Origin of the sequence: Kocuria arenosa (assembly GCF_042879215.1) — a bacterium.
In the GTDB taxonomy this organism is placed as follows: domain Bacteria; phylum Actinomycetota; class Actinomycetes; order Actinomycetales; family Micrococcaceae; genus Kocuria; species Kocuria arenosa.
The window spans coordinates 551,055-564,664 of the sequence record NZ_JBHZTA010000001.1 but is presented as its reverse complement, the minus strand read 5'-3'; the positions used below and the strand labels follow the sequence as shown (position 1 = coordinate 564,664).

General features: G+C 76.7%; 9 protein-coding genes. 4 read left to right on the top strand and 5 right to left on the bottom strand.

What is annotated here, in order from left to right:
* Positions 1-64 precede the first annotated feature (64 nt).
* The 5 genes from ACFYE3_RS02640 to ACFYE3_RS02620 all read right to left on the bottom strand — a co-directional run bounded on the left by ACFYE3_RS02640 (position 65) and on the right by ACFYE3_RS02620 (position 8,153).
* Entirely contained in the window at positions 65-1,033 is a 969-nt protein-coding gene (locus ACFYE3_RS02640; RefSeq protein ID WP_387605131.1) for an L-lactate dehydrogenase, read from the bottom strand.
* 109 nt (positions 1,034-1,142) lie between these two features.
* Positions 1,143-3,131 (bottom strand): penicillin-binding transpeptidase domain-containing protein, encoded by a 1,989-nt coding sequence (locus ACFYE3_RS02635; RefSeq protein WP_387605132.1) that lies wholly within the window; start codon positions 3,129-3,131, stop codon positions 1,143-1,145.
* A gap of 174 nt (positions 3,132-3,305) precedes the next feature.
* Complete coding sequence (locus ACFYE3_RS02630; RefSeq protein ID WP_387605133.1) at positions 3,306-4,268, bottom strand: HpcH/HpaI aldolase/citrate lyase family protein; 963 nt, start codon at positions 4,266-4,268, stop codon at positions 3,306-3,308.
* Between the two features lie 386 nt (positions 4,269-4,654).
* Positions 4,655-7,240 carry an ATP-dependent helicase HrpB gene (gene hrpB / locus ACFYE3_RS02625; RefSeq protein WP_387605135.1) on the bottom strand — a complete coding sequence of 862 codons (2,586 nt, stop codon included), beginning with the start codon at positions 7,238-7,240 and terminating at the stop codon, positions 4,655-4,657.
* Between the two features lie 106 nt (positions 7,241-7,346).
* Positions 7,347-8,153, bottom strand: coding sequence for an alpha/beta fold hydrolase (locus ACFYE3_RS02620; protein WP_387605137.1), 807 nt, complete (start codon positions 8,151-8,153; stop codon positions 7,347-7,349).
* A gap of 194 nt (positions 8,154-8,347) precedes the next feature.
* Here ACFYE3_RS02620 and dhaK point away from each other — a divergent pair, with 194 nt between their 5' ends.
* From dhaK to ACFYE3_RS02600, 4 genes are read left to right on the top strand one after another with little or no spacing between them, the layout of a single operon-like run.
* The gene (dhaK, locus tag ACFYE3_RS02615; protein ID WP_387605138.1) at positions 8,348-9,349 is read left to right on the top strand and encodes a dihydroxyacetone kinase subunit DhaK; all 1,002 of its coding nucleotides are present in this window, start codon (positions 8,348-8,350) and stop codon (positions 9,347-9,349) included.
* Positions 9,349-9,981, top strand: coding sequence for a dihydroxyacetone kinase subunit DhaL (gene dhaL, locus ACFYE3_RS02610; protein WP_387605139.1), 633 nt, complete (start codon positions 9,349-9,351; stop codon positions 9,979-9,981). Before dhaK ends, dhaL begins: the two co-directional genes overlap by 1 nt.
* Entirely contained in the window at positions 9,978-12,587 is a 2,610-nt protein-coding gene (gene ptsP / locus ACFYE3_RS02605) for a phosphoenolpyruvate--protein phosphotransferase (protein WP_387605141.1), read from the top strand. Before dhaL ends, ptsP begins: the two co-directional genes overlap by 4 nt.
* Positions 12,584-13,561, top strand: a complete 978-nt coding sequence (locus ACFYE3_RS02600; RefSeq protein ID WP_368830504.1) for a 1,4-dihydroxy-2-naphthoyl-CoA synthase — start codon at positions 12,584-12,586, stop codon at positions 13,559-13,561. The genes ptsP and ACFYE3_RS02600 overlap by 4 nt, the downstream gene beginning before the upstream one ends.
* Positions 13,562-13,610: the final 49 nt, after the last annotated feature.

Here is a 13,610-nt window from a genome sequence, read left to right as displayed (position 1 = left end):
CTCTCGCGCTGCAGCACCGGGGCCCGTTCCGCACACCGGTTCGGGCCCCGTCGCCGTCCGGGGGTCAGTACCCGATCGAGGCCAGGGTGGCCCGGATCGCCTCGGCCGAGCGGTGCAGCATGGCCAGCTCCTGCTCGTCCATGGGCACGACCAGGCGCTCGACGACGCCCCGCCGCGCGACGACCGAGGGAACGGACAGGGCGACCCCGCTGATCCCCCGGTAGTCGTCGAGGACCGTGGAGACCGGCAGCACGGCGTGCTCGTCCCGCAGCACCGCCTCGGCCACGCGCGCCCCGGCCAGGCCGATCGCGTAGTTGGTGGCGCCCTTGCCCTGGATCACCGTGTACGCGGCGTTGATCGTCCGGTGCGTGATCTCGTCCAGCCGCTCGTCGGTGAAGGGCCGGCGTCCCTCGACCGTCCAGTCCCGCAGCGGGATCTGCCCGATGTTCGCGTTCGACCACAGGGGGAACTCGGTGTCCCCGTGCTCGCCGACGATCGTGGCGTGCACGCTCGTGGTGGAGACCCCGCCCTCCTCGGCCAGCAGCCACCGCAGCCGGGAGGTGTCCAGCACGGTCCCGGAGGACATCACCCGCTCCGGGGGCAGGCCGGTGAGCTTCTGCGCGATGACCGTGAGCACGTCGCACGGATTGGTCACCAGCACGTACACGGCCTCGGGCGCCTGCTCCACCAGGCGCGGCATCAGCTGCTCGAGGATCGCGGCGTTGGCGCCCGCCAGCTCCATCCGGGTCTGACCGGGCCGCTGCTTGGCCCCGGCGGTCACGAAGACGATGTCCGAGCCGGCCAGCACGGCGACGTCGTCGGAGCCGGTCACCCGGGAGCTGGGGGTGAACATGGCCCCGTGGGCCAGGTCCAGGCCCTCGGCGCGGACCCGGTCGCCCGCGAGGTCGTAGAGGGCCACCTCCTGCGCGACGCCCTTGATGAGGGCCGCGTAGGCCAGGGACGAGCCGACGGAGCCGGCGCCGACCACGCCGATCTTGGTCCTCGCGGGCGTGGTGGGCACGGTCTCGGGCACGGGGAGCTCCTGAGGGGTTCGGCGGTCCGCGGCAGCGGACGGTACCCCTCCATCCTGGGCCAGCGGCGCAGGCCGGGGAAGGGCCTGGGGCGCCGTGTCGCGGCGCGCCTCAGCCGGCGCGGGACGCGGAGGCCGCCGCCAGGAAGTCCCGCATGAGGGGTCCGCCGGTGACCGAGCCCAGGTCGCCGTCCTCCACGAAGACGGCCACGGCGAGGTCCTCGTGCTCGGCGATCACCCACGAGTGGGTCCGGGGCGGGTCCTCGTCGCCGAACTCGGCGGTGCCGGTCTTGCCGATCGCGGTGTCCGGCTCGAGCTCCTGCAGCACGCCCAGGTGCCCGGAGGAGACGACGGCCCGCATCATGGTGCGCAGCTGCTCCGCCTCCTCGGCGGTCAGGGGCTCCTCCGGGCCGGGACCGGCCGTGGCTGCGTCGTCGAGCAGGCCCTCGGTGGTGACCAGCCGGGGGGTGACGAGCTCCCCGGCGGCGACCGAGGCCGTCAGGTTCGCCATGGCCAGCGGGGACACGAGCGTCCGCCCCTGCCCGAACAGCGCGGCGGCGTGCTGGGCCGGTTCCTCCTCCTCGGGGACGGAGCCGGTGAACACCGGCACCCCGAGGTCCGTCTCCGCGCCGACGCCGAGGGCCGCGGCCGCGCCGGCCAGCTCGGACTGGCTGATCCGCTCGTGCTGGTCCACGAAGGTGGTGTTGCAGGAGTGCGCGATCGCCTCGGTGAGGGTGATGGAGCCGGTGAACTCGGGCGGATAGGACTCGACGTTGTCGATCCGCACGCCCGCCGCCGTCGTGGACGGCGGGCACTGCACGACCGTCCCGGGGACGTCGCCCTCGCGGAGCATGGCCAGGGCCGTGACGACCTTGAACGTTGACCCGGGCGCGTACTGCCCCAGCAGGGCGGTCGAGTAGCCCTCGGAGCCCGGCCCGCTGGCCGAGGCGACGAGCTCGCCCGTGGAGGGGCGGATCGCCACGACGGCGGACGGGGACTCGATCCCGGCCAGCAGCTCCTCGGCGGTGGCCTGGAGTCCGCGGTCCAGGCTCACCGTGACCGGTTCGCCGGCCTCCGCCGGGACCTCGAACAGCGGCGCGCCGGCGGACGGCCGCACGCCGTCGTCGCCCGGCACGACCTCCTCGACGACCACGCCGGGGGCGCCGCGCAGCCGGTCGTCGAAGCGCTCCTGGACACCCCCGCGGCCGACCAGCGCACCGGCCGTCAGGTCGCCGCCGGAGGCCTGCAGGTCCTCGGCGGTCGCCTCGGACACCCCGCCCAGCAGGTCGGCGGCGAAACCGCGGGAGGGTGCCAGCGGCAGCTCGTCCTCGACCACGAGCAGGCCCGGGACCGCCTCCATCTCCTGCGCGTCCAGCTCCCGGAAGTCCTCCACCCGCAGCGGGACGGCCTCGACGAACGCCTCGGGCCCGGCCTGCTCGACGGACTCGGCGTAGCCGTCGGCGTCGATGTCCACGGCCGCGGCGAGCCGGCGGGCCGCCGCGCCGGGGTCCGCCCCGTCGAGCTGCGACCGGTCGATCCCGACCCTGCGGATCGGGCGCTCCGTCACCAGGGCCTCGCCGTCCGCGCCGAGGATGTCGCCGCGGTCCGCGGCCACGGTCCGGGCGCGGAGGGCCTCGCCCTCCTCCAGGCCCGGCTGCACCACGCCCGCCGACCACTCGGGGACCCACTCCCCGCTTCCCGAGCGGACCAGGGGAAGGCTCGAGTCGTACGCCCAGTCCTGCTCCACGCCCGGGAGGTCCCAGGACCAGGACAGGGTGGCCTCGCGCCGTCCCTCCTCCCCGGCGTCCTCGACCGCGGAGACCTCGACGGCCGGGGCGGCCTCCCCGAGCCGCCCGGTGATCCGCTCGTACTGCTCCTGGGCGGAGTGGCCCTCGACGTCGCCGAAGCCCAGTTCCTCGACGGTTCCGGCGGTCAGGGCGGCGGCGACCCGCTCGGCGGTCTCGCGCCCGTCGTCGGGCGCGAGCACCGAGCAGCCGGTGGCGAGGAGGGCGGTGGAGAGGGCGATCGGGACGGCCGTCCTCGGCCACCGGCGGAGTGGCCGGGACGCGGAGGGCTGCGGGGCGGGGCGGGAAGTCTGCACGGTGTCGAATCTAGTCCGGCAGCCCCGCTCCGCCCAGGCCGGGCGGAGGGATCCGGACACGGAAGAACCGGTGGGCGCCGTGTCTGCACGGCACCCACCGGTCCGTCGGACGCGCCGGGAGGGGGTGCGCTCCCGCGCGGGGGCGGGGCCGGGTGCCGGCCCCTCACCACCGGATCAGCAGTGGTACGTGTCGGTCGGCGCCTCGAAGTGGACGTCGTAGCCCTCGGGGACGCTCAGGCCGAAGGCGCCGGCCAGGCCCAGGATCTTCTTGGCGCGGGCGAGGCGCGGCAGGTCGGAGCCGTTGCGGATCTCCCCGCCGTCGGCGTCGAACTCCTGGAGGAACTCGGTGGCCCAGGACAGCTCGGACAGGGAGGGGCTCAGGCCCTCGTTGACCGTGGCGGTCTGCTCCGGCATCAGGCACAGCTTGCCCGTCATGCCGAACTCGAGGGTCACGGACGTGGCCTCGGCGAGCTTCGGGCCGAGCGCCCCGACGGCGGGCCCGTCGATGGGGCCGGGGAGGTTGGCCGCCCGGGAGGCGATGGTGAACTGCGAGCGCGTGTAGGCCAGCGTCATGGGGTTCTCGCCGAAGCCCGTGTCGCGCCGGAAGTCGCCCAGGCCGAAGCCGAGGCGGTACGTGGAGCGGGCGCCGGCGATGGCCTGCAGGTGCTGCACGCCGCGGGCCGTCTCGACGAGCGCGACGATCCTCGTGTCCTTGAGCAGCTCCGCGGTGCGGGTGACGTGCTCCGGGGACTCGACCATGGCCAGCATGACGCCGTCGAGGCCGCGGACGCCGGCGAGGGCCCGGAGGTCCTCCTCCCACCACTGGGTGCCGAAGCCGTTGACCCGCACCCACGCGTGGTGCTGCTCGCCGTGCTCGTCCTGGGCGTCCAGCCAGCTGATGACGTTGCGGCGGGCCCGTTCCTTGTCCTTGGGCGCCACGGAGTCCTCGATGTCCAGGACGACGACGTCCGCCGCGCTCGCCCGGGCCGCCGCGAACCGCTCGGCCTGGGCGCCGTTGACGAGCAGCCAGGAGCGGGCGAGCTCCGGGCCGACCGCGGGAGCGGCGGCCTGGGGAACCAGCGGCAGGGACGAGGTGGTCGGGGGCGTCGTCGAGGTCTCGATCGAGGTGGCAGTCATGAGGGCGTACCCGTTCTCCGTGAGGTGCAGCGAGCTGCGGTGTGACAGATGTGCCGGGGCACCCGTGCTGGGAGGGCAGGTGCTGCCCGGCGGAACCGTGACCGGTCCCGGGCCCGCGGGAACGATCGCGTCGCGGGGTCCGGCCGGTGCGTGCCTCGGGCCGGGGATCGCGAGGTGGGCGAGCCGGTCCGTGCGCGCTGGATCAACGCGCTCGGCAGGTGCGGTGACTCCACCGTAACCCAGATCACAGGAGGACGCCACCCACCCCGCGCGGGCACGGGGCCCGGTGACGGGACCCGTTGACGGAGCCCCGTCACGGGGTCCCGTCACGAGGCCCGGGGTATGTGCTCAGGGACGGACCCGGAGGCCGGGCTCGGGGACCGCGCTCAGGAGCGGCGCGCGGTGCGGGCGGTCGCCGGCGCGGTCCAGGGGTCCTCCGGCCAGGGGTGCCTCGGGTAGCGGCCGCGCATCTCGGCGCGCACCTGGGCGTAGGGGCCGGACCAGAACGAGGCGAGGTCGTCGGTCACGGCCAGCGGCCGCCCCGCCGGGGAGAGCAGGTGGAAGAGGACCGGGACCCGGCCGGCCGCGACCGTCGGGGACGCCGCCCACCCGAAGCACTCCTGCAGCTTGACGCTGACCACGGGCCGGCCGGCGGGGTCGTCGGGGGCCGGGTAGTCGATCCGGGCCCGGGAGCCGCTGGCCACGACCAGTCGCTCGGGGGCGAGCTCGTCGAGGCGGGCGGCCTCCGGCCACGGGAGCAGCCGCCGCAGGGGCGCGGCGAGATCGACCCGGCCACCGCCGGCGAGGGCGCCGAGCTCGGGCGAGAGCCACTCGTCGAGACGGTCGAGCAGGGCGGCGTCGGCCACGTCCGGCCACGGGTCCCCGAGCCGGTGGTGGAGCAGCGCGAGCCGGCGCCGGAGCCGGTCGGCGCCGTCCGACCAGCCGAGCAGGCCGAGGCCCTGCTCGGCCAGGGCGGCGCGCACCGCCGCGCGGGCCGCCTCCGGGGCGGGCCGCACGGGGGTCGAGGACAGCTCGATCGCCCCGAGCGCGCGGACCCGGCGGGCGCTCGCCCGCCCGTTCTCGAACCGGGTGCGGACCTCGTCGGTGAGCAGGTGCTCGGCGCAGCGCTCGGCGAGGGGGCGGTCGAGCGCCGCCGCGGCGCGCACGAGCGCACCGGTCCCGGCGGCGGCCTGGCCGGCCGCCCGGGTGACGTCGGCGACGGCGAGCCACTCGTGGCCCGCGAGGCCGCTCCCGGGAGCCAGGCCCGCGCGGGTCCCGGAGGCGAGCAGGTACGTGTCCCCCACCTTCCGGGCGACCCGCTCCGGCAGGGCCAGGGCCACGACGGCACCGGTCACGAGCTCGGCGGGGACGTCCCCGGCCGTCGGCGGCACGGGCTGCCCGAGCGCTCCGGCGGCCGGCGGGTCCGTGGCGATCCGCTCGAGGCGGCGGGCCTCGTCGGCCCAGCGGCGGGCGTCCGGGGCCCGCCCGGAGCGCAGCTCGGCGAGCAGGCGGGACAGGTCCCCGCCGGGCGGGCGGTGGTCGTCGGAGACCATCGCGACGACCTCGGCCGCCGGCCGGGCGCCCACGGTGCGGGCGCCGTCGAGCAGGCCGCGGGCCAGACGCGGGTCCACGGGCACCGCCGCCAGCAGCCGGCCGGTGGCGGTGGCCCGGCCGTCGTCGTCGATCGCGCCGAGCCCGTGCAGCACGGCGACGGCGTCGGCCAGGGCCGGTGCGGGCAGCGGGTCCGGCAGGGGCAGGCCCCGTCCACCGGGGGCGCCCCAGCAGGCGAGCAGCAGGGCGGCGCCCGTGAGGTCGGCGGCCGCGAGCTCGGGGGTGAGGTGGCGGGGCATCGCGGCCCAGGTGCGCTCGTCGTAGCAGCGCACCACCTCCCCGGGCCCGAGCCGGGCGGCGCGGCCCGCCCGCTGCTCGGCCGAGGCCCGGGAGGCCGCGACCGTGACCAGGCCCGTCATGCCGCGGCCGGCGTCGCGCCGGGGCTCCCGGGAGAGCCCGGAGTCGACCACGAGGCGCACGCCCGGCACCGTCAGGGAGGACTCGGCCAGGGACGTGGAGACGACCACGCGCGGCGGGTCCCCCGGCCGGCGTCCCGAGGTCGCCCGGTCCTGCTCGGCGGCCCCGACCCGGCCGTGCAGCTCGAGCACCTCGGTCCCCCGGCAGGTCTCCCGCAGCCGCCGGGCGACCTGGGCGACCTCCCACGCCCCGGGGACGAACACGAGCGCGTCCGTGGCGCCGTCCCGGGCCAGGGCCTGCGCGTGCGCGTCGGCCGCGGTCCGGGCGACGTGGTCGAGGAACGGGCGGGTGACCCCCCGGTCGTCGGTGCGCCGGCCGGGGGCCGGGGCCCACCGGACCGTGAGCGGGTGCAGGGCCGCCGGGCAGTCGACCACCGGGGCCGGGGCGCCCTCGCCCAGCAGGCCGGCGAAGCGCGGGGCGTCGAGGGTCGCGGACATCGCGACGAGCACCAGGTCCTCGCGCAGCTGCCGGACCTCGGCCAGCATGCCGACGAGCAGGTCGGATTCGAGACCGCGCTCGTGGACCTCGTCGAGGACCACGGCGCCCACCCCGGGCAGGCCGGGGTCCTGCAGCAGCCGGCGCAGGAGCACGCCGGGGGTGACGAACTCGACGAGCGTACGGGCCCCGGTGCGCCGGTCGCCGCGCACCGTGTGGCCCACGAGCTCGCCCACGCGGGTCCCCGCCAGGTGCGCCAGCCGGCGGGCGGCCGAGCGCGCGGCGACCCGGCGGGGCTGGGTGACGACCACCCGGCCGGGCCCGGGTCCCGCGGCGCGCTCGTGCAGCAGGTCGGCGACGAGCGGGGGCACCAGGGTGGTCTTGCCGGTGCCGGGCGGGGCCTGCACCACGGCGACGCCGCCGGTCAGGGCCGCGCGGAGCTCGCCGAGCACCCCGGCGACCGGCAGGCCGGCGCCGATCCGGGCGAGGTCGAAGGGGACGGAGCTCATGGTCTCCAGTCTCGCACCGCCGCCAGGGGCCCGGCCGTGGTGGTCCGGCGGCCGCCGCGCCCGACGGCCACCCCCGGAACGGCCGTGGCCCGCGCGGGGAAGGCGGTCACCCGGTGTGCGCCAGGAACCCGCGCAGCACCTCGACGAACTTCTCCGGCTCCTGCGAGTGGACCCAGTGGCCGGCCTCGCGGATCGTCACCCGGTGCGTGCGGGGGAACAGGCCGCGCATGACCGGCGCGTGCTCGTCGCGGACGTAGTCCGAGCGCCCGCCGGCGACCCAGAGCACCGGCCCCTCGTAGACGGCGTCCCCGGTGTCGGGGAAGCCGCCGATGGTGTCCAGGCTCGCCCGCAGCAGCTCGAGGTTCGGCTCCCAGGAGAGGCCCTCCCTGCCCCTGCGCAGGTTCTGCAGCAGGAAGCTGCGGGTGGTGTCCCACGGGATGGGTTCCTTGAGGGCCTCGTCCACGTCCGAGCGGCGCTCGACGGTCGTCAGGTCCACGGCCGCGAGGCTGTCCAGCAGGTGCGCGAACTCGCCTTCCCCGCCCCCGGCCCGGGCGGGGGCGATGTCCACCACGACGAGCCGGGAGACGAGCTCCGGGTGTCGCAGCGCCAGCACCATGGCCACCTTGCCGCCGAGGGAGTGCCCGACGACGGCGACCGGTCCCTCCGAGGCGAAGTCGTCCCGCAGGGTCTCGGCCACGGAGTCCGCCATCTGCTCGTAGTCCACCCGGTCCGTCCACTCGGACCGGCCGTGGTTGGGCAGGTCCACCAGCAGGCTCCGGTAGTCGGGCTGGAGATCCTTGGCGATCCGGGTGAAGTTCTTGCCCCGGCCGAACAGGCCGTGCAGGAAGACCACGCGGTCGCCGTCGTCCCCGACAGGGGCGGTGTGCAGGGTGCTCGTCCGGAAGTCAGCCATCCTCCGAGCTTAGGGTCTCGGCCGCCGGAGGCCGGCACTGCGGGAGGTCAGCGCGGCGTCCGGGGAGCGGTTTCGGGGGCCGGGGCGCGGGGCCGGCCGTGGGGCGGCGCTCTCGTCGCGCGCCGAGGACTCAATGGCCCACAGTCGTCCGGAACTGTTGTCACGACCACCGGCGGAGTGGTCGGATAGGGCACATGAAGAAGCTCATCAACGACCCGGCCGACGTCGTCCGGGAGGCCCTGCTCGGCATGCAGGCGGCGCACGGGGACCGCCTGCGCGTCGACCACTCCCACCGCGTCGTCTTCCGCGCCGACGCGCCCCGGCGCGGCAAGGTGGGCCTCGTGTCCGGCGGCGGCTCCGGGCACGAGCCGATGCACGGTGGGTTCGTGGGCCCGGGCATGCTGGACGCGGCCTGCGCCGGCGAGGTGTTCACCTCCCCGGTGCCGGACCAGATGCTCGCCGCGACCCTCGGCGTCGACGGCGGCGCCGGCGTCCTGCACGTCGTGAAGAACTACACCGGCGACGTCATGAACTTCGAGATGGCCGCCGAACTCGCCGCCGAGAACGGTGTCGAGGTGGTCTCGGTCGTCACCGACGACGACGTCGCCGTGCAGGACAGCCTGTACACCGCCGGACGTCGCGGAGTGGGGGTCACCGTGCTGCTGGAGAAGATCGCCGGCGCGGCCGCCGAGGAGGGCCGTCCGCTCTCCGAGGTCGCCGACATCGCGCGGCGGGTCGACGAGCAGGGGCGCAGCATGGGCATGGCACTCACCTCGTGCACGGTCCCGGCCGCGGGCAGGCCGACGTTCGAGCTCGACGAGAACGAGATCGAGGTCGGCATCGGCATCCACGGCGAGCCCGGGCGCGAACGGCGGCCGATCGCTCCCGCGCGGGAGGTCGCGGCCATGCTCGTCGAGCCGGTCCTCGCCGACCTGCCCGCGGCCGACGGCGCCCCGGTGATCGCGTTGCTCAACGGCATGGGCGGCACGCCGCTGATCGAGCTGTACATCATGTACTCCGAGGTGCAGCAGCTGCTGCAGAAGGCCGGCGTCCCGGTCGCCCGCAGCCTGGTCGGCAACTACATCACCTCGCTGGACATGGCCGGCTGCTCCGTGACCCTGCTGCGCGCGGACGACGAGATCGTCCGCCTGTGGGACGCGCCCGTCAACACCCCGGGCCTGCGCTGGGGCACGTGATGCCGGAGGTCACCGCCGAGGGTCTCGACCGCTGGCTGCGGAGGTTCGCGGAGGTCGTCCACGACCACGCCGCCGAGCTCACGGAGCTCGACTCCGCCATCGGCGACGCCGACCACGGCAGCAACATGGACCGTGGCGTGCGGGCGGTCGTCGGCGCGCTGGACGCGGGCGACGCCGGGGACGCCGGCGCGCTGCTGAAGAAGGCCGGCATGACCCTGGTCAGCACCGTCGGCGGAGCCAGCGGCCCCCTGTACGGCACGTTCTTCCTGCGGGTCGGCGGCGGGCTGGCCGGTGGGCAGGCCGTCGACGCCGCCACGCTGGGCGGGGCGCTGCGGGCCGGGCTGGAGGGCGTGGTCGCCCGGGGCAAGGCCCAGCAGGGCGACAAGACGATGGTGGACGCCCTGGTGCCGGCACTCGACGCGTACGACGCGGCGGTGGCCGGGGGCGCCGGCATCGCCGACGCGCTGTCCGCGGCGGCCGACGCAGCGGAGGAGGGCTGCGCCGCGACGATCCCGCTCGTGGCCCGCAAGGGCCGGGCCAGCTACCTGGGCCAGCGCAGCGCCGGCCACCAGGACCCGGGCGCCACCAGCACGGCGCTGCTGCTGCGGTCCGCCGCCGACAGCCTGCCGTGATCGGCATCGTCGTCGTCTCGCACAGCCGCGCGCTGGCCGAGGCGGCCGTCGAGCTGGCCTGCGAGATGGTCGCGGAGCGCCCGCCGATCGCCGTGGCGGCGGGCGCCGGCGACGGGTTCGGCACGGACGCCGCCGCGGTCGCCGACGCCATCACCGCCGTCGACTCACCGGACGGCGTGCTGGTGCTCCTCGACCTCGGCAGCGCCGTGCTCAGCGCGGAGATGGCGCGGGAGTTCGTGCCGCCCGACGTCGCCGAGCGGGTGCGCCTGTCGCCCGCTCCGCTCGTCGAGGGACTGGTCGCGGCCGTGGTGACGGCCGCGACCGGCGCGCCGCTGGACGCGGTGCTCGAGGAGGCCGGCCGCGGGCTGGCCGCCAAGCTGGCGCACCTGGGGGAGGCGGCGGACCCGTCGGCGACCGGCACGACGGCGCCGCCCGCGGCACCCGAGGTCGTCGCCGAGCTGCCCGTGGACACCCCGCACGGCCTGCACGCGCGCCCGGCCGCCCGGCTGGTCGGGCTCGTGCGGGCCGCCGACGCGGCCGCCGTGGTCACGAACCTGCGCACGGGCCGCGGTCCGGTCGACGCCCGCAGCCTGTCCGGGCTCGTGACGCTCGCCGTCCGGCAGGGCGACCGGCTGCGCTTCGAGGCGTCCGGACCCGGCGCCGAGTCGTTGACCGAGGCGGTGCGGGCGCTGGCCGCGGACTCCTGGGGCGACCGGCCCTCCGGGCAGGCGCCCCCCGCGGCCCCCGGGTCGGCCGGTCCGACGGTCGTGCCCATGCCGCCCGCCGCCGGATCGGGCGTCGATGTCGCCCTCGGCCCGGCGGTCGTGCGGGGCGGCGCGATCGACCTCTCCGGCTACCGGCCGGGCGAGCCTGCCGAGGAGCAGCGGCGCTCGGACGCGGCCGTCGCCCGCGCGCTCGGCGAGCTGGCCGCGCTGCGCCGTTCCGCCGCGGGAGGCCCCGGCCCGGAGGGCGCCGTCCTCGAGGCCCACGAGGCCCTGCTCGTCGACCCCGGGCTGACCGACGCCGTCTCCGCCGGCATCGCCGCCGGCGCGCCCGCGCCCACGGCCTGGGAGGACCGTCTCTCCGCGCTGGGCGGAGAGCTCGAGGCGATGGACGACCCCTACCTGCGGGCGCGCGCCGAGGACGTCCGCAGCGTGCGGCAGCGGGTGCTCGCCGCACTGGCCGGAACCGGCGCGCCCGAGGACGCCGTCCCGGCCGGGGGCCCGCCCGTGGTCCTCGTCGTGCGGGAGCTCGACGCCGCGACGGCGGCGACGCTGGACCCGCATCGGGTCGCGGGCGTCGTCGCGCTGGCGGGTGGGGACACCGGGCACGGCGTCCTCGTCGCCCGCTCACGCGGCATCCCGGTGTACCACGACGCCGGGCCGGCCGCCGCCGCCGTGGCACCCGGCACCGTCGTCGGCTTCGACGCGCGGGCCCGGCGGTTCGTCGTCGACCCCGACGAGAGCACCCGGCGCTCCCTCCGCGAGCTGTCGGCCGCCCGGGCCGTCGAGGCCGAGCGCGTCCTGGCCACCGCCCGCGAACCGGGCGCGACCGCGGACGGCCACCCGGTGCCGGTGCTCGCCAACGTCACGACGGCGGCCGACGCCGGCCGGGCCGTCGCGCTCGGCGCACAGGGGTGCGGCCTGCTGCGCACCGAGGTCCTGTTCGGCCACCTGGACGACGCCCCGTCGGTCGAGGCGCAGGCGGCCGCGTTCGCCGGGATCGCCGAGGCGTTCGCCGGGCGGCCGGTGACCGTCCGCACCTGGGACGTCGGCGGCGACAAGCCGCTGCCCTTCCTGCCCGCGCCCCACGAGGCGAACCCGTTCCTCGGCGAGCGCGGGCTCCGGCTCGTGCGGCGGGCACCGGAGGTGCTCCGCGACCAGCTGACCGCGATCTGTCTGGTGGCCCGGGACCACCCGGTGCACGTCATGTTCCCCATGGTCAGCACCGCCGAGGAGGTGGCGTGGGCGCTGGAGCGGCTCGACGAGGCCTCCGCGGCGATCGGCGGCCGTCCGGCGGGGATGAGGGTCGGCGTCATGATCGAGGTCCCGGCCGCGGCCCTGGCCGTCCGCCGCGTGGCGCAGGGGCTCGACTTCGTGAGCATCGGCACCAACGACCTCGCGCAGTACACGATGGCCGCCGAACGGGGCAACACCGCGGTCTCCGCGCTGGCGGACGCCCGGCAACCCGCCGTGCTCGACCTGGTGGCCCGGGTGTGCGCCGAGGTGCCCGAGGGCACGCACGTCGCGGTGTGCGGCAACCTCGCCGGTGACCCGGCCGCGGCGGTGGTGCTCGCCGGGCTGGGCGTCGAGGAGCTCAGCGTGGTGCCCACCCAGGTGGCCCTCGTCAAGGCGCGGCTGCGGGACGTGACGCTGGCCGGTGCGCAGGACCTGGCGCGGCGGGCCCTGGCGTGCGGGTCCGCCGACGAGGTGCGTGCGCTGCTGGCGGACGCCGCGGGCGCGGACCGGGCGGGACGCCGGCAGCGGTCACCCGTGCGCGGCCGCGGCCGGGACCCGATCCCTCCCGCCCTCCACGGCACCGCTGCAGACGGTCCGGGAGCCCGGCTCGAGGCCGACGGAGAAGTCCCCGTAGACTCGGACCCGTGACCGACGCGACCCCGACCCCCGCCAGCAGCCACCTCCCCGAGCGGGTCTCCGAGCTCTTCGACCCGGCGCAGTGGCGCACGGTCGAGGGCTTCGAGGACCTCCGTGACCTCACCTACCACCGCGGCGTGGAGCGGGACGGCGACGGCGCCGTGCTGCGCGACCTGCCGTGGGTGCGGATCGCCTTCCACCGCCCGGAGGTCCGCAACGCCTTCCGCCCCGGCACCGTGGACGAGCTCTACCGCGCGCTCGACCACGCCCGGATGAGCTCCGACGTGGGCGCCGTGGTCCTCACCGGCAACGGGCCCTCCCCCAAGGACGGCGGCTGGGCGTTCTGCTCCGGCGGGGACCAGCGCATCCGCGGCCGCGACGGCTACCGCTACGCCGGGGGCGAGACCGCCGAGAGCATCGACCCGGCCCGCGCCGGGCGGCTGCACATCCTCGAGGTGCAGCGCCTGATCCGCACCATGCCCAAGGTGGTCATCGCCGCCGTCCCGGGCTGGGCCGCGGGCGGCGGGCACTCCCTGCACGTGGTCTGCGACCTCACGATCGCGTCCCGGGAGCACGGGCGGTTCAAACAGACGGACGCCACCGTGGGCTCCTTCGACGCCGGCTACGGCTCCGCGCTGCTCGCCCGGCAGGTGGGGCAGAAGGCGGCGCGGGAGATCTTCTTCCTCGCCCGGGAGTACGACGCGCAGCGGATGCTCGAGATGGGCGCGGTCAACGAGGTCGTCCCGCACGCGGAGCTGGAGAACGCGGCGATCGACGCCGCACGGGACGTGGCCGCCCAGTCCCCGCAGGCGATCCGGATGCTGAAGTTCGCGTTCAACCTGCCCGACGACGGGATGGTCGGCCAGCAGGTCTTCGCGGGCGAGGCGACCCGCATGGCGTACATGACCGACGAGGCCGTCGAGGGCCGGGACGCGTTCCTGGGCAAGCGCGACCCGGACTGGTCCGGCTTCCCCTACTACTTCTAGGCCGCCTGCCGCCGGGCCACGACCTGTTCTGCGGGTCACGACCCGTCCG